The 15,153-nt window shown below is 66.9% G+C and carries 12 protein-coding genes; 4 read left to right on the top strand and 8 right to left on the bottom strand.

The annotated features are described in order from the left end of the window. Positions 1 to 73: 73 nt before the first annotated feature. Positions 74 to 3,112, top strand: coding sequence for a glycosyl hydrolase family 28-related protein (locus BRX37_RS19820; RefSeq protein ID WP_125988916.1), 3,039 nt, complete (start codon positions 74 to 76; stop codon positions 3,110 to 3,112). A gap of 4 nt (positions 3,113 to 3,116) precedes the next feature. Here the strand turns inward: BRX37_RS19820 and BRX37_RS19815 are convergent, their stop codons facing one another. The 7 genes from BRX37_RS19815 to BRX37_RS19785 are packed head-to-tail and all read right to left on the bottom strand — an operon-like array spanning position 3,117 to position 9,608. Then, positions 3,117 to 4,457, bottom strand: a complete 1,341-nt coding sequence (locus BRX37_RS19815; RefSeq protein WP_010338474.1) for a DUF1552 domain-containing protein — start codon at positions 4,455 to 4,457, stop codon at positions 3,117 to 3,119. Then, positions 4,454 to 6,172: a DUF1592 domain-containing protein gene (locus BRX37_RS19810; protein WP_125988914.1), complete on the bottom strand. Its 1,719-nt coding sequence runs from the start codon at positions 6,170 to 6,172 to the stop codon at positions 4,454 to 4,456. The genes BRX37_RS19815 and BRX37_RS19810 overlap by 4 nt, the downstream gene beginning before the upstream one ends. Continuing rightward, positions 6,169 to 7,344, bottom strand: coding sequence for a hypothetical protein (locus BRX37_RS19805; protein WP_125988912.1), 1,176 nt, complete (start codon positions 7,342 to 7,344; stop codon positions 6,169 to 6,171). The genes BRX37_RS19810 and BRX37_RS19805 overlap by 4 nt, the downstream gene beginning before the upstream one ends. 17 nt (positions 7,345 to 7,361) lie before the next feature. Then, a complete protein-coding gene (locus tag BRX37_RS19800) occupies positions 7,362 to 8,153 on the bottom strand; it encodes a COG4315 family predicted lipoprotein (RefSeq protein ID WP_125988910.1) in 792 nt (263 codons plus the stop codon). Next, positions 8,153 to 8,617: a c-type cytochrome gene (locus BRX37_RS19795; RefSeq protein ID WP_125988908.1), complete on the bottom strand. Its 465-nt coding sequence runs from the start codon at positions 8,615 to 8,617 to the stop codon at positions 8,153 to 8,155. The genes BRX37_RS19800 and BRX37_RS19795 overlap by 1 nt, the downstream gene beginning before the upstream one ends. A 26-nt stretch (positions 8,618 to 8,643) precedes the next feature. After that, positions 8,644 to 9,300 (bottom strand): cytochrome b/b6 domain-containing protein, encoded by a 657-nt coding sequence (locus tag BRX37_RS19790; protein WP_125988907.1) that lies wholly within the window; start codon positions 9,298 to 9,300, stop codon positions 8,644 to 8,646. Beyond that, positions 9,300 to 9,608: a high-potential iron-sulfur protein gene (locus tag BRX37_RS19785; protein WP_125988905.1), complete on the bottom strand. Its 309-nt coding sequence runs from the start codon at positions 9,606 to 9,608 to the stop codon at positions 9,300 to 9,302. The genes BRX37_RS19790 and BRX37_RS19785 overlap by 1 nt, the downstream gene beginning before the upstream one ends. A 198-nt stretch (positions 9,609 to 9,806) precedes the next feature. Between BRX37_RS19785 and BRX37_RS19780 the strand changes: the two genes are divergently transcribed. Next, positions 9,807 to 10,553, top strand: a complete 747-nt coding sequence (locus BRX37_RS19780; RefSeq protein ID WP_206434189.1) for a response regulator — start codon at positions 9,807 to 9,809, stop codon at positions 10,551 to 10,553. Beyond that, a complete protein-coding gene (locus BRX37_RS19775; RefSeq protein ID WP_125988900.1) occupies positions 10,550 to 11,881 on the top strand; it encodes a sensor histidine kinase in 1,332 nt (443 codons plus the stop codon). The genes BRX37_RS19780 and BRX37_RS19775 overlap by 4 nt, the downstream gene beginning before the upstream one ends. Before the next feature lie 98 nt (positions 11,882 to 11,979). Here BRX37_RS19775 and BRX37_RS19770 read toward each other — a convergent pair whose 3' ends face one another. After that, a complete protein-coding gene (locus BRX37_RS19770; RefSeq protein ID WP_125988898.1) occupies positions 11,980 to 13,332 on the bottom strand; it encodes an FAD/NAD(P)-binding protein in 1,353 nt (450 codons plus the stop codon). 208 nt (positions 13,333 to 13,540) lie between these two features. On the opposite strand from BRX37_RS19770, the gene adh reads away from it, so the two are divergent. Next, complete coding sequence (adh, locus tag BRX37_RS19765) at positions 13,541 to 15,061, top strand: aldehyde dehydrogenase (RefSeq protein WP_125988958.1); 1,521 nt, start codon at positions 13,541 to 13,543, stop codon at positions 15,059 to 15,061. Positions 15,062 to 15,153 lie beyond the last annotated feature (92 nt).

Below are 15,153 nucleotides of genomic sequence, written 5' to 3'. Positions count from 1 at the left end.
ATAACATCTCTCCCCCCCAAACTTGTCCCGGTCCTGCACGGCCGGGACATCTTCTTTTTACGGAGCCTGGCTGATGTATCGTGGATTGAGTGGAGCCTGTGCGTCGGTGTTGCTATGTCTGATGGCGGCGCAGCCGGCTTTCGCGTCTCCGTCCGTCTATACCGCCATGCCCGACGATGCGCGGGCCGTGACGGTCAAGGGCGTGGGTGATGGCCGCGCCGATGACAGCGCCGCGATCCAGCAGGCGCTCGACGCCGCCGCCGCGACGCCCGGCGGCGGCATCGTCTTCCTGCCCCAGGGCACCTATCGCATCAGCCGCACCCTGTTCCTGTGGCCGGGCGTGCGCATCTTCGGCATCGGCGCCCAGCGCCCGACGATCCTGCTCGGCACCAACACGCCCGGTTTCCAGCGCGGCGTCGCCCATATGCTGATCTTCACCGGTGGCAAGCGTCAGACCGACAAGGACAGCTGGCCCGCCGCCTTCCCGCCGGCCGGCAGCGTGCCGTTCGACAAGACAATTGCCGACGCCAATCCGGGCACCTTCTATTCCGCGCTCGGCAATATCGATTTCCGCATCATGGACGGCAATCCGGCGGCGACCGCGATCCGCTTCCATTCCGCCCAGCACAGTTTCGTCAGCCATGTCGATTTCGACATCGGATCGGGCCTCGCGGGCCTCTACCATGTCGCCAACGAGGCGGAGGATCTGCACTTCAAGGGCGGCCGCTATGGCATCCTCGCGGAAAAGACCTCGCCGGCCTGGCCCTTCGCCCTGGTCGATGCGACCTTCGAGGGACAGCGCGACGCCGCCATTCGCGAGCATGAGGCGGGCCTGACCCTGCTCAATGTCGCCTTCCGCAACGTGCCGGTCGGGATCGAGATCGACCGGGGCTATGGCGACTGGCTCTGGGGCCAGGATGTCCGCTTCGAAAATGTTTCGAAGGCCGGCGTCATCATTTCCAACGAGAGGAATGTCTATACGCAGGTCGGCTTCCAGAATGTGCTGGCCGCCAACACGCCCACCTTTGCCCGCTTCCGCGAAAGCGGCCGGACGGTGGCGGGGCAGGGGAAGGCTTACAAGGTCTCCTCCTTCACCCATGGCCTGACCCTGCCGGGCCTTGGCCGGATCGGCGACTACAAGACCGACATGCAGGCGCAGCCGATCGCCAGCCTGCCCGCACCCGGTGCGCCCGCCATTCGCCCGCTGCCGCCCGTCGCCGAATGGGTGAATGTCCGCACATTGGGGGCGAAGGGCGACAATAGCACGGACGACACCGCCGTGCTGCAGAAGGCGATCGACAGCCATCGCGTCGTCTACCTCCCTGCCGGCTTCTACAAGGTCAGTGACACGCTGCGGCTGCGCGCCGACACGGTGCTGATCGGCCTCCACCCCAGCCTGACCCAGATCGTCCTGCCCGATGGCACGCCTGCCTTCCAGGGTGTCGGCGCGCCCAAGGCGCTCATTGAAAGCGCGCAGGGTGGCGACGCGATCGTCGCCGGCCTGGCGCTCGACACCAATGGCGCCAATCCGCGCGCGACCGGCCTGCTGTGGAAGGCCGGCGCCAGTTCCATGGTCAACGACGTCAAGTTCCAGGGCGGCCATGGCACCGATGCCTTCGATGGCAGCCGGCGCAATCCCTATAACAACAACGCCACCGCCGATCCCGACGCATCGCGCCGCTGGGCCGGCCAATATGCCAGCCTCTGGGTGACGCAGGGGGGCGGGGGCACCTTCGCTAATATCTGGAGCCCCAGCACCTTCGGCCATCCGGGCATTTTGATCTCCGATACGGACACGCCGGGCCGGTTGATCCAGGCCTCGGTCGAACATCATGTCCGCACCGAAATCGGCCTCAACCGCGTCGCCAACTGGGAATTGCTGGCGCCCCAGACCGAGGGGGAGGCGGGCGAGAGCGGCGATGCCGTCGCGCTCGAAATCCGCGACTCCCGCAACATCCTGGTCGCCAATTTCCACGGCTATCGCGTCACCCGCACGCGCAAGCCCGCGCCGACCGCCGTGTCGCTCTACAATTCCCACGACATCCGCTTCCGCAACGTCCATGTGAACGCGGAAAGCGGGGTCGGCACCTGCGACGAAAATGGCTGCGGCACCTTCCTGCGCCTCACCAAATATCCGTTCGAAAACGCCATTCAGGATATCACCCATGGCCTGGAAGTGCGCGAACGCGAGTTCGCCGTGCTGGACGTGCCGGCGAAGCCCGATCCGGTCGCCCCCTCGACCTTCGGCGGCGCCAGCGTTCGGAAGCTCGCTGACGGCTTCTATGGGTTGGGCGGTGGCGCGGTGGATGCACAGGGCCGGCTCTATTTCATCGACCGCTTCTTCCAGCGCATCTGGCGCTGGTCCGACGCGGGCCGGCTGGAGATGATCCGCGACGCCGCGCTTGATCCGGTGAACCTGACCATCGACAAGTCGGGCAATCTGCTCGTTCTCTCCTCCTATGGCCGCAACGGCACGGTCTACAGCGTCACCTCCGGCGCGCCCGACACGCAGGTCAGCGTCATCCCGGCGACGCCTGCGGGGCAGGGCAGCGCGGCCACCATCTTCCCGGTCAACTGGTGGGTGAATGGCGAGTTCAGGGATCAGATCGATCCCAAGACCTATCAGTTCACCACGCTCGCCGAGATGTTCGCCCGCGATACCGCCCAATCCAATGCGCAGGCCTATGTCTCGCCCGACGGCAGCATCGCGCTGCCGGCTTGGCGCGTCTTTGCCCAGGGACCGGTCGATCATCGCGGCCTGCGCTTCTCCCACACGCTCGACAGCTATGGCTTCGTCCAGGGCAAGCCGGGCCAGCGCATCTATGTCACCAACGGATCGGAAAACCGCACTTACAGCGCGCTGGTCGCCGGCAACGGTACGCTGACCGACCTCAAGCCCTTCGCCGATCGTGGCGGGGAGGGCGTGGTGAGCGACGCGCAGGGGCGGGTCTATGTCGCCAACGGCCAGGTCTTCGTCTACGCGCCCGACGGCAAGCCGATCGGTCGGATCGACGTGCCCGAACGGCCGCTACAGCTGCTGTTCGGCGGCCCGGACGGCAAGACCCTGTTCATGCTGTCGCATCACGGCCTCTACGCGGCGCGGGTCGAATAGGGGATCAGACGATCAGTCCGGGGATGATCTTGTTCGTCTCCAGACTGCCCGTGCCCCAACGGTCGACCGGCACGCCCATCGCCTGTTGCAGGGTCAGGCCGACCCGGCTGACCGGCGATCCGTCGCCGGTGATATATTGGCCGGTATGGATGCGTCCGCCGGCCGATCCCGCCGTCATCATCGGGATATTGTCGATGGTGTGGAATTTGGCGAACTCGGTCTCGCTATGGGCAAAGACCAGGCTGTTATCCAGCAGGGTGCGGTCACCTTCCTTCACTGCGTCCATCGCCTTGATGAAATAGGTCCAGGCTTCCATGCACTTGTCGACATAGAAGGTGACTTCGGGCTGATAGCCCAGCCGGTTATCCAGCACCTCCTCATGGGTCAGCTGATGATGGGTGATGGTGCTGCCCACCCGCGTCAGCGACGATGCGCCATTGTTGAAGTTCATGTTGAACAGGCGGACATTGTCGCACGCCATCGCCATTACCAGCAGATCGGTCATGATCTCGTGATTGCGCATGACATTCTCGATCTCGGCATTGACGGGCAGGTCGGGCACCTTGGGCGGGACGACACAGGCCTGCATCGGTGCCGGCTTGGTCAGTTGCACGTCGAGCTGGTTTTCCAGCTGCCGCAGCGAGGTGAAATACTGGTCGAGCCGCTGCCTGTCGGCCGCGCCCAGCCGCGCCTCCAGCGCCTGGCGCTGGTCGGACACGCCGGACAGGACACTGCGCCGCGCCATGACCGCCGGATCGGGGGTGAAGGTCGCGCTGTTGGGGTCATGGAATCCAGCGCCAAACAGTCTTGTATACAGGGCCGCAGGCGACACTTCCGCCGGGTTGAGATTGCCATTGCCGCGCCCCGACAGCGAATTGCGCGGATCGCCGGTCGCCGACAGCTCGATCGAACGGAAGCGGGTGCGGGTGCCGATCACGTCGCCGATCGACACGTCGAAGGACGGCCCCGGCAGGCCCCGGTCGGAATCGATCGCCATGCCGGTGCGGATGCCGATGCCGCCGCTGATGTGCGGCAGGTTGGGCTTGCCGTCGAGCGGCAGGGTGAAGTCGCCCAGGATATTGACCTTGTGCTTGAGCGCCTCGATCGAGGCGAGTTCGACCTTCAGCTCATAATCCTTGCCGGCGGCGCTGGGGAACCAGCGCGGCGGATTGACGCCCAGCCCCCAGAACCAGGTGCCGAAGCGGATCGGCATCGGCGCGCCGGTTGCCGCCATGGCGGTGCCGTTGCCGTCGAGGAAGATGTCGAGCAGCGGCAGGCCGACGGCCACGGCCATGCCGTTGACCATGCCACGCAACGCGGTGCGGCGATCGAGGGTGAAGCTCATGGGTGGTCTCCTTCTCGGATATGCGGGCTGGTCATCATCGCGACCTGCGGCTTGGCCAGCGGCGGGGTGCTGACGCGATAGGCATCGGCCATGGTCGCGACCCGCAGGAACAGCGCCTGGATGCGATAGCCGTCGGCGGCAAAACCCTGTTCCAGCGCCATGGCGGTCGCCTCCTCATCCTCCGGCATGCGCCCGGTTGCATATTGGAAGGCGCGGCCAGCGACGCATTCGGTGGTCGACTTGCTCGCCGCCAGCGCCTGGCCCAGGCCGACATTGCCCTGGAAGGCCGTGCCCTCAAACACGCCGGCGGTATCGATCGGCGCGTCATTCTCGGTCCGGCGGAAGGCGCCAATGCCGTCGAACCGCTCCAGCGGCAGGCCTAGCGGATCGGTGATCTTGTGACAGGCGGCACAGACCGGATCGCTGTTATGGGCGTTCAGGCGAATGCGGGCGGTCGGCATCGCCTTGTTGCCGACATCCTGCACGGCGGTGAAATTGACGTTGCCCGGCGGGTTGGGCACCGGCTGGCACAGCAGCAGTTCGCGGATCGCCCGGCCACGCAGGGTCGGCGAACTGCGGCCCGAATGGGAATAGAGCGCCAGGAAACCGGCCTGGCCCAGCAGCCCGGCGCGATCGTCGCCATCGGCAAACTCATAGGGCATCCAGCCCTGCATGCTGGAGACCTTGGCCTGATAGAGCGGCCCCAGCGCCCGGTTGATGAAGGTCCGCCGGGTGGTGAACAGGTCGCGATAATCGCCCTGCCGCGTCACCAGCTGGTCGACGATCATGCGCAGCATCTGTTCGGACAGCGCCGACGCCACATCGGGGTTGAAGCGGGGATAGACGATCTGGTCCTTGGCCATTTCGTCGAACTTCTCGAACAACAGCATGTCGGCGAAGAAGGCGCGCACGCCATCCTCCAGCCGGGGTGATCGCACCATCTTCTGCGCGATCGCCGCAAGCTGGGCCGGATCGGTCAGCTTGCCCTCGTCGGCCGCGCGCAGCAGCGCCTCATTGGGCGTCGTGTTCCACAGCAGATAGCTCAGCCGCGCGGCGCGGGCATGGTTGTCGAGCCGCAGGCTGCCGGACGCTTCCGGGTCGGGTTCCGCGCTCTCGATCATGTAGAGGAACTGCGGCGACACCAGCATGGCGGCGAGCGCCAGCTGCATCCCGTCATAGAAACCCTGGCCATCGCCAGCGCCCTTGCCCGCCATCATGACGAAGGCGCCGATCTCTTCCTGCGTCATCGGCCGGCGAAACAGATAACGGCCGATCGGCATCAGCGTGCGTGCGGCGCAATCGGCGTCGGGCGCGGCCGCGTCGCGCGGGGCGCAGGGCATGAACTGGGCGCGGCGATCCGGCGCAAACACCTGCGCGGCGATATTGCGCGCCATCGCATCGAACTGTTCCAGTCCGGCGGGCGAGATGGTCGATGCGCTGGCGCCGGTCGCGATCAGCTCATGCACCGGCCGCACGATCGGCTCGAACCGGCCGGCGACCTTGATGTCGGGGCCGAAGATATCGGCGATGCTGTTGCGATATTGCGCTTCGGTCAGGCGGCGCATCCCCGCCACATGGCTCAGCGGCGTCTTCAAGGGCGCGAAGCTAGCGTCGGGCGTGGCGGCGGTCTGCGGCGCCTTCTCGACCGTGCAGGCGCTCAGCAGCAACCCGGCGAACAGCGTCCAGCGCGCCCTGTGGCGAAACGGCCCGCTCATCGCTGCGCCACCTTGGGCTGGGGCAGACGGTCGGTGACGAAGGCGGGCACGGCCCAGGCCTCCATGCCGCTCGAAATGCGGCGGCACTGGCCGGTCGCCGGATCGCGATCGCCATCGGCCATCGCCTTCAACGCCGCATACATGGCGGCGCAGTCATAGCCGGCCGTGGTCGCCGCGCCCTCGCCACCGACCGAGGCGCTGGCCATCACGTTCCAGATCGGCTGATAGCCGCCGACAATGCCCTTGATCGATCCGTCCGGCTGGAAGGTGAAGCGCAGCCGCGCTTTGGTGAAATCATATTCGTTGCGCCGGCCGCGAATGTCCCGCTCCGATCCCTGGCCCCAATTCTGCTTCAGGCGGATATGGGCCGGCTCGGTGGTCAGCACGCCGTTGACGATCCGCCCTTTCAGCACATTGCGATGGGCGGCATTGGCGGTGACGCTGTAGCTGGCGCCGGGAATGAAATTCTGGCGCGAATCCACCACCGCCCGATCCTCGGTATTGGCGTAGATGACCGTCACGTCGGGATCATTCTCCAGACTGTCGACGCCGCTGAGCAACAGCACTTGGCTATGCTCGCCGCTGACAAGAAACTGGGTCAGGCCCTTGACGATGTCGCCGCCGGTGCCATCGACCCCGCGCCAGGTCCGCACGCAGCCCATCGCCCGCCACATCTGGTTGTCGACGCCCGGCTCGCCGGCTGGCCCGGTAAAATTGGCATGGCCGCAGCTGTCGTCCGCCGCCGCGCCGTCCGCATCATCGTCCAGGTTCAGACCCCGCGCGACCTTGCCTTGAACCATGCGCTGGGGCGGCCGGTCGAACTTGTCGGGATGGGTGCAGATGTTGAGATTGTCGGGCCCGAAGGCATAGCGGGTCCAGCGCGCGGTCAGTTCTTTCTCGTTCGCCTTTTCCAGCAGCCGCGCCCGCTCGCCCGCCGGCTGGGTCTGCAGGTAATTTTCGCGCAGGGTGGCGGCCAGGCCCTGCGGGCAATCCTCCTTGCCCTGATAGATGGCGGGCGCGAAATGGCTGACGACGAAGCCCATCTCGCCATTGGCCGGCGGCGCGGGCAGCGCTGCGGGTTTGGCGGGGGCATCACCCCGCGCCGAAACCGACGCCGCGAGTGGCAGCGCGCCCAGCAGCAGGATCAGTTTGCGATGATTCTGCACGATCATCCTCTCCTTGCGAAATGTCATGGGATCAGCGGCTCGGCCTCGGCGGGAATGTCCGCCGGGTCGTCGCCCGCGATGGTGAAGACCGGCCGGTCGCGATAGGCCCATTGGGCGCGGTCGCCATCGGGCCGCACGGTCCAGGCGCCCATGCCCCGCCGCGCCATGCCCGCCGGGAAGACGCGCCAGTCGGCACAGGCCGTGCCACAGGCCTTGCCCTTATGCGTCACCAGCAAATTGTCCTGGCCATCGACCAGCAGATAGCGCCCGTCCACCAGCCGCGCCGTCACATCGGCCGGCGCGTCGATCTTGGGCGCGGCCGGCACATATTTGAGGCTGTTCCAGACCAGAGCGTCCTCGCCCTCATGCCCGATCGTGCCGGGCCGTTCGCCGACATGGGTGAAGACCAGATTGACCCGCTTATAGACCCATTGCGGCCCGCTCGGCCCCTGCATCACGATCCAGTCGGGGCCGTCCTGCTTCAGCCGGGGCGCCTTGCGATCGCCGCCGAACTCGGGCGGTGCAGGCACGATCTCCGCCTTGGCGGGCGCGGCCAGCGGCGTCCATTGGGTCAGGCAATCGCCCGAACACCAGAGCGGCTGGTGCCCGGTCCGCCCCGTCACCGCGCGCATGTCCATGCCATAGAGGGTGCGGCCATGGGCATCGACATAGACGCTCTGCGCGCCGACCTTGCGGACGCTGACCCCCGTCGGCAGCGGTTCGCCGCTCGCGGCCTCGGGCGGCAGGTCGGCGGCCTGCGCCCAGAGCGCGGTCGGCTGCGCCAGCCACAGGATCGCGGCCGCCCGGCGCCACATCAGCGCTTCTCCTCGACGCGGAAGCTGCGGTGGCAGGTGCCACAGCTTTGCCCCAGCGTCTTGGCCGCCGCCCGCATCTTCGCCACGTCGCCGCTCGCCGCGACGGTGGCGAAGCTGTTGGCCTGCGCGGTAAAGCCGTCCTGTGCCGCCTTGAATGCGGCCGGCTGGCTCCAGATTTCCGGCTTGGCCGCCGTCTTGACGCCGGGCTTCGGGCCGCTGCCGGCCGGGAACCAGCCCTGCTGCTGGCGCGCATAATCGCGGATCTGCCGCGCCGAAATCTGGATCACATAGGTTTGCGGCGTGGCCGATTTCAGCTCGTCATTGATATTCTTGAACGCCGCGCCGACCTCGCGAAAACCCGCGATCCGGGTGGTGACGATATCGCCGGGCGCGGCCGCCAGCGGTGCCGCGCAGAGCAGTGCCAGCATCGCGATCGGCCGCTTCATCCGGGCTGTATCGTGCATCCTCATCCTCGTCCCTTTCATGTCTGTCACAGCATCGGATCGGCAAAGACCCACCAGGCGAGGCTGCCCGCCAGCAGGATGGCGACGGCGAAGGCGACAGGCGACGCGCGCCGCACCGCCACCGGCTCGCCGGTCACTTTCGCCCGGCCGCTGACCATCGGCCCGATCAGGTTGCGCCGTCGCACCAGCAGGTAGAACAGCACCGCCAGGACATGCAGGCCGATCAGCACCTGCAGGATGGTGAAGCTGACGCCGTGCATGTCGGAGGCGAGCCGGCCTTGATCGAAATCGACCAGATGCGACAGCGGCCCGGATTCGATGCCGTCGATATCGACCGCGAACAGGCCGGTGCCGACCTGCACCGACAGCGCCAGCAGCATCGCCACCACGCTCCAGCCGCCCAGCGGATTATGGCCCGGCGCCGCAGGCGCACGGCCGGTCAGATAGGCGAAGATCGCGCGCGGCCCGCGCAGGAACTGGGCAAAGCGCGCCGGCCCGGACCCGATCAGGCCCCAGATCAGGCGAAAGGCGATCAGGAACAGCACGGCCTGACCCGACAGGCGATGCCAGTCCATGTGATAGGTTTCCGCGCTCCACCAGGAAAAGCCGATCAGGCCGACCAGCGCCCAGTGAAACAGGCGGATGGGCAAGTCCCAGACATATTGGCGGGCGGGGTTCGCCATCAGCTCTTCTTCGCCCAGCTGTCGCACACGCCCTCGGCCGGCACGATGCCGCCGCTCAGCAGCGCGCATTTGCCGCAACCCGGCTGGGCGGCGGTGAAGAAGGCGCACAGGCCGCAGCGTTTGGTTGCATCGCTCGACGTGCGAAAGCCCAGCGACTTGCGCATGCTCTTCTGCGCGGCGGACAGGCTGGCGGGATCGACGCATTCGGCGGCCTGGGCGACGCTCGCCAGCCCCAGCGGCACGCAGGCGATCAGGCCCAGCGCTGATCGGCGGCTCCAGTGACGGACATGATGATGGCTTGCCGCCATGCGGCCCACTCCTCTTCCCTGCCGGCCCGGTTGCTCCGGTCCTCTTGTGCGATCCTTCTAACAGGGGGGCGGCGGATTAATTTGTCAGCGCCGACAAAATCGGCGCAGAATGCGGGCGCTTATTCCGCCCTTTGTGTCGGGCCTGACAAAATCCGGCGCGGGCCGGCGGCTAGAAGGGGCGGAATGGGAAGAGGAGGGATGAGGGTGACAGCGAAGCTGACAGGCGACAGCGCGCCGGGCGACACGCATATCCTGATCGTCGATGACGATCCGTCGCTGCGCGCGCTGGTCCGCGCTTTCCTGATGCAGGAAGGTTATGTCGTCAGCGAAGCGGCCGATGGCCCGGCGATGCGGGCCATCCTCGCCCATCAGCCGGTCGACATCATCGTCCTCGACGTCATGATGCCGGGCGAGGACGGGCTGTCGATCGCCCGTTCGCTGGCGGGACAGCAGGATGCCGGCATCATCATGGTGTCGGCGCTGGGGACGGAGGGCGACCGGATCACCGGCCTGGAAATGGGCGCCGACGATTATCTGCCAAAGCCGCTGTCGCCGCGCGAACTGCTCGCCCGCATCCGTGCGCTGCAGCGCCGTCGCCGCCCGGTCGCCGAAACCCGCCAGCCGGTGCTGGCCCATTATCATTTCGAAGGGTGGCAGCTCGATCCGGTGCGCCGGGTGCTGCGCGATCCCGCCGGCATCATCATCAGCCTGTCGGAGGGGGAGTTCGCCCTGCTGCTCGCCTTCATCGAGCATCCTCAGCAGATATTGAACCGCGACGCGCTGGTCGAACTGGCGCGGGGCGAGGATGCCGATGTGTTCGACCGGGCGATCGACACCCAGGTCAGCCGCTTGCGCCGCAAGCTCGGCACCCGCGCACGCGGCGAACTGATCCACACGGTGCGGTCCGAAGGCTATATCTTCCAGGCGCCGGTGCAGCGCGGATGAAGGCGGGCTTCCTGCGCTGGGCCAATTCGATCCACGCCCATCTGCTGGCGCTGGCCCTGGTCGTCATCCTGACGCTGACCGCCTTCAGCCTCACTTTGCTGCTCTATTTCATCCCGCCCGAACGGGTGCCGCTGTCGGTCTATGAGATTGCCCGCATCGTCCATGGCCAGCCCCTGCTGCGCGACGAGCCGGTGGTGCATGAGGTGCGGCAGGCCGCCGCGCCGCCGGCATCGACCGACCCGGCCGATCGGCTGATCGCCGCGCTGCTGGCGCGACGCCTCAGCCTGCCGGCGGCCGATGTGCGCATCCGCCTCGACCCCGGCGATCGCGAGCGGATCGGGCAGTTCGTCGAGGAGATGCAGCTTTATGGCCCCGATGGCGTTGCCGACCCCTTCATCCTGGGCACCTTCACCGCCGCGATCCGCCAGCCCGACGGTCAGTGGCGGATGATCACGCGGGAAGCGCGGGGCGGGCGGTCGCTCTGGCGGCTGCTCGGCCAATATGCCTTCCTCGTCGGCATCCTGCTGGTGGTGCCGCTCAGCCTCTGGTTCAGCGCGCGTCTGACCCGCCCGATCCGCGCCTTCTCCGCCTCGGCCGAGCGGATGGGGGCAGGGCAGGAGGAACAGCCGATCCCGCTCGACGGGCCGAGCGAGATCCGGCTGGCGGCGCAATCGATCAACGAGATGCAGGCGCGCATTGCCCGCTATGTGCGCGAACGCACCTCGGTCGTCGGGGCGATCGCCCATGATCTACGCACGCCGCTGTCGCGCCTCCATTTCCACCTCACCGCGGCGCCCGCGCCGGTCCGGATCGCGGCCGAGGAGGAAATTCGCCAGATGGAGGCGCTGATCGGCACGACGCTGGATTTCGTCGACAATGAAAATCGCCCCCGCCTCAAGGAGCCGCTCGACCTTGGCCTGCTGGTCGAGGGGCTGGTCGACGATTTCGCCGACATGGGCCGCGACGTGACCCTGACGGGCGCGGAGCCTGTCATCATCGCGGGTGACATGATCCTGCTCAAGCGGCTGTTCACCAACCTGATCGACAATGCGATCAAATATGGCGATCGCGCGCGGGTGCGGGTGATGCGCGACGAGGGGCGGGCGATCGTCACGATCGAGGATGACGGGCCGGGCATGGAACAGGCCGATATCGCCCGCGCCTTCGAGCCCTTCTATCGCGGCGAACCCTCCCGCAACCGCAGCACCGGCGGGGTCGGCCTCGGCCTGTCGATCGTCCAGTCGGCGGCGCAGGCGCATCAGGGGCGAGTGTCGCTGGTGCGCACTCCCGATGGCGGGCTGCGCGCGCAGGTCGAGCTGCCGGTTTAGAGCGTTTTCTAATCAGCTAGAATCACCTGATGACTCGGAAAACGCGTTAAACCAAAAATTAGAGCAACCGATCTGACGCAGTCGGATCGGAATTTGCTCTAAAGCCCTTCCGCCTCCACCCATTGCGCGCCGGTCAGCGCGCGCGCCATGTCCCAGCTATGGCGGCGGATATCGGGCACAGCGACGATTTCCCAATGGGCGCCGCGCGTCATCGGCCCGACCACCAGCAGTCGCTCTTGCGCGCTGCCGTCGCGTGCGATGGCATGGCCCTGCCGGTTGGTGTCGATGCCGATCGCCAGCGCGTCCGGCCGGATTGCGCCGCGACCCGCCAGCCGGCGCAGCAGCACATCGTCCGCCCGGCCAAGGTCGGCCAGCGGCCCGGTGCAATTGACCACCCGCGCCACCCGGATTTCCTGCACCTGTTCGCCGCCGCGCGGCCGCCATTGCACGATCAGTCCCTGGTCGGCGTCCTGCGCGCCGATGATCCGGCCCGCCGCGATCCGCAGCCGCCCGCTTGCCTGCATCGCGGCGATTCGTTCGGCCACCTGCGGCGCGATGCGGTGGCGATGCACGTCCCAATAGGGCCGGGCGTGGCGCAGGAAGCGCGCCCGTTCGACCGGGGAGGCCGCCCGCCATATATCCTGGGTGAAGGGGCGCAGCTCATCGACCGCGCGGCGCCAGCCGACCGCATCGGCCCGCTGGCGGATGGTGCGGACCAGCCCGGCGCAATGGGCGGCCGGCCGTTCGCGCAGGGCGGGGAAGGGCATGGCCGGCGCATGGCTGTGCGGCACCAGCCCGCGCCGCGACAGCGCCAGGATCGATCCGCGAAAACCCGCGCTGTCCAGCGTCTGCGCGCAATCCACCGCGGTCAGGCCCGTGCCCAATAGCAGTATCTTGTCGCTCGGCGTCAGCCCCTCGGCAATGTCCGCGCCCCAGGGTTCGGACACATAGAGCGGGGGCGCCTTGTCTCGAAATGGCGGCAGGTCATGCGGCGGCAGATTGCCCGGCGCCAGCGCCACCGCATCGGCCGCCAGCGTCTTGCCCGACGCCAGTTCGACGACACAGCCATCGCCGGCCATGCGGATGTCGACCGCCGCATCATCGATCACGTCCAGCCGGTCACCCGCCTCGGCGCGGGTCTTGTCCAGCAGCGCGGAAAGATAGCGGCCATAGGTCGCCCGTGTCGCGAAGCTGGCGTCCGATCCGCCACTCGTCTCCGCCAGCCATTGCGCGAAATGGCCCGGCTGGTCGGGAAAGGCGCTCATGTTGCCGGCGCGGACGTTGAGGATATGATCGGGCAGGGCGCTGCCGAACGCGACACCCTTGCCCAGCCGTTCGGGCCGCCGCTCGACCAATGTCACCCGCATCGTCCCGTAGCGCAGCAGGTTGATCGCCAGCAGCGTGCCGCTGAACCCGCCACCGACGATGACCAGGTGGGAAACTTGGAACATGGGGGAAATCTCTCCGGGCAGGGAAGGGGCCTGTCAGATAGAGCAGCCCGTCGGGTCGCTGTCGAGGGGGCGGCACAGGTCGCGTCTCATGCCCGCCTCGTCCCGCAGGCGGGGCGATCCGACCGAAGGTCCAATTGCACCGGCGGCCTGCTTTGCCATCTTCTGAAGGCTGAAAGACGATCACAAAATCGACCCAGGAGACAAGATGATGCTGCAACAGGCGCTGGATAAATTCGCCGGCCAGACCCTGATCCGCGACCGCTACGACAATTATATCGGCGGGCAGTGGACGGCACCGGCCAAGGGCCAGTATTTCGACAATATCTCGCCGGTCACCGGTCAGGTCGTGTGCCAGGTCGCGCGCGGCACGGCGGAGGATATCGAGGCCGCGCTCGACGCCGCCCATGCCGCCAAGGACGCCTGGGGCAAGATGTCGTCGACGCAGCGGTCCAACATCCTGCTCAAGATGGCCGATCGCATGGAGGCCAATCTTGACCTCATCGCGCTCGCCGAGACGATCGACAATGGCAAGCCGATCCGCGAGACCACCCATGCCGACATTCCGCTCGCCATCGATCATTTCCGCTATTTCGCCGGCTGCGCCCGCGCCCAGGAAGGATCGATCAGCGAGATCGACCATGACACCATCGCCTATCATTTCCATGAGCCGCTGGGGGTCGTCGGCCAGATCATCCCCTGGAACTTCCCGATCCTGATGGCGGTGTGGAAGCTGGCGCCCGCGCTCGCCGCCGGCAACTGCATCGTGCTGAAGCCCGCCGAGCAGACGCCGATGTCGGTGCTGGTGCTGGCCGAGATCATCGGCGACCTGCTGCCGCCGGGCGTCCTCAACATCGTCAACGGCTTCGGCGTGGAAGCGGGCAAGCCGCTGGCGTCGAACAAGCGGATAGCCAAGATCGCCTTCACCGGCGAGACCACGACCGGCCGCCTGATCATGCAATATGCCTCGGAAAACCTGATCCCCGTCACGCTGGAACTGGGCGGCAAGTCGCCCAACATCTTCTTCGAGGATGTGATGGATGCGGACGATGATTATTTCGACAAATGCCTCGAAGGCTTCGCCATGTTCGCGCTCAACCAGGGCGAGGTCTGCACCTGTCCCAGCCGCGCGCTGATCCAGGAATCGATCTACGAGAAGTTCATCGAACGGGCGATCGCACGGGTGAAGGCGATCAAGCAGGGCAGTCCGCTCGATCCCTCGACGATGATCGGCGCCCAGGCGTCGAACGACCAGCTCGAAAAGATCCTCTCCTACATCGCGATCGGCAAGGAAGAGGGCGCGCAAGTGCTGACCGGCGGCGATCGTGCCACCCATGACGGCGAACTGGCCAACGGCTTCTATGTGACGCCCACCGTGCTCAAGGGCCATAACAAGATGCGCATCTTCCAGGAGGAGATTTTCGGCCCGGTGCTGGCCGTCACCACCTTCAAGGACGAGGCGGAGGCGCTCGCCATCGCCAATGACACGCTCTACGGCCTGGGCGCGGGCGTGTGGACCCGCGACGGCGCCCGTGCCTATCGCATGGGCCGGGGCATTCAGGCCGGTCGCGTCTGGACCAACTGCTACCATGCCTATCCGGCCCATGCGGCCTTTGGCGGCTACAAGCAGTCGGGCATCGGCCGCGAAAATCACAAGATGATGCTCGACCATTATCAGCAGACCAAGAATCTGCTGGTCAGCTACAGCCCCAAGGCGCTGGGCTTCTTCTGACGGATCCACAGCGGAGCGCCCCTTCTCTCTCCTTTCTCGGCGCTCCGCACCTTTGGCGGGCATCCTCCCCCGGATGCTCGCCAGCTTTGGTT

It is taken from the genome of Sphingomonas sp. S-NIH.Pt3_0716, assembly GCF_003950715.1.
In the GTDB taxonomy this organism is placed as follows: domain Bacteria; phylum Pseudomonadota; class Alphaproteobacteria; order Sphingomonadales; family Sphingomonadaceae; genus Sphingobium; species Sphingobium yanoikuyae_A.
The sequence above is the reverse complement of the archived record's forward strand: the minus strand, read 5'-3'. Positions and strand labels throughout refer to the sequence as shown.

Excerpts from the sequence above, each read along its gene's own strand:
- BRX37_RS19820 (WP_125988916.1), top strand. The coding sequence starts at position 74 with ATGTATCGTGGATTGAGTGGAGCCTGTGCGTCGGTGTTGCTATGTCTG.
- BRX37_RS19815 (WP_010338474.1), bottom strand. The coding sequence starts at position 4,457 with ATGAGCTTCACCCTCGATCGCCGCACCGCGTTGCGTGGCATGGTCAAC.
- BRX37_RS19810 (WP_125988914.1), bottom strand. The coding sequence starts at position 6,172 with ATGAGCGGGCCGTTTCGCCACAGGGCGCGCTGGACGCTGTTCGCCGGG.
- BRX37_RS19805 (WP_125988912.1), bottom strand. The coding sequence starts at position 7,344 with ATGATCGTGCAGAATCATCGCAAACTGATCCTGCTGCTGGGCGCGCTG.
- BRX37_RS19800 (WP_125988910.1), bottom strand. The coding sequence starts at position 8,153 with ATGTGGCGCCGGGCGGCCGCGATCCTGTGGCTGGCGCAGCCGACCGCG.
- BRX37_RS19795 (WP_125988908.1), bottom strand. The coding sequence starts at position 8,617 with ATGCACGATACAGCCCGGATGAAGCGGCCGATCGCGATGCTGGCACTG.
- BRX37_RS19790 (WP_125988907.1), bottom strand. The coding sequence starts at position 9,300 with ATGGCGAACCCCGCCCGCCAATATGTCTGGGACTTGCCCATCCGCCTG.
- BRX37_RS19785 (WP_125988905.1), bottom strand. The coding sequence starts at position 9,608 with ATGGCGGCAAGCCATCATCATGTCCGTCACTGGAGCCGCCGATCAGCG.
- BRX37_RS19780 (WP_206434189.1), top strand. The coding sequence starts at position 9,807 with ATGAGGGTGACAGCGAAGCTGACAGGCGACAGCGCGCCGGGCGACACG.
- BRX37_RS19775 (WP_125988900.1), top strand. The coding sequence starts at position 10,550 with ATGAAGGCGGGCTTCCTGCGCTGGGCCAATTCGATCCACGCCCATCTG.
- BRX37_RS19770 (WP_125988898.1), bottom strand. The coding sequence starts at position 13,332 with ATGTTCCAAGTTTCCCACCTGGTCATCGTCGGTGGCGGGTTCAGCGGC.
- adh (WP_125988958.1), top strand. The coding sequence starts at position 13,541 with ATGCTGCAACAGGCGCTGGATAAATTCGCCGGCCAGACCCTGATCCGC.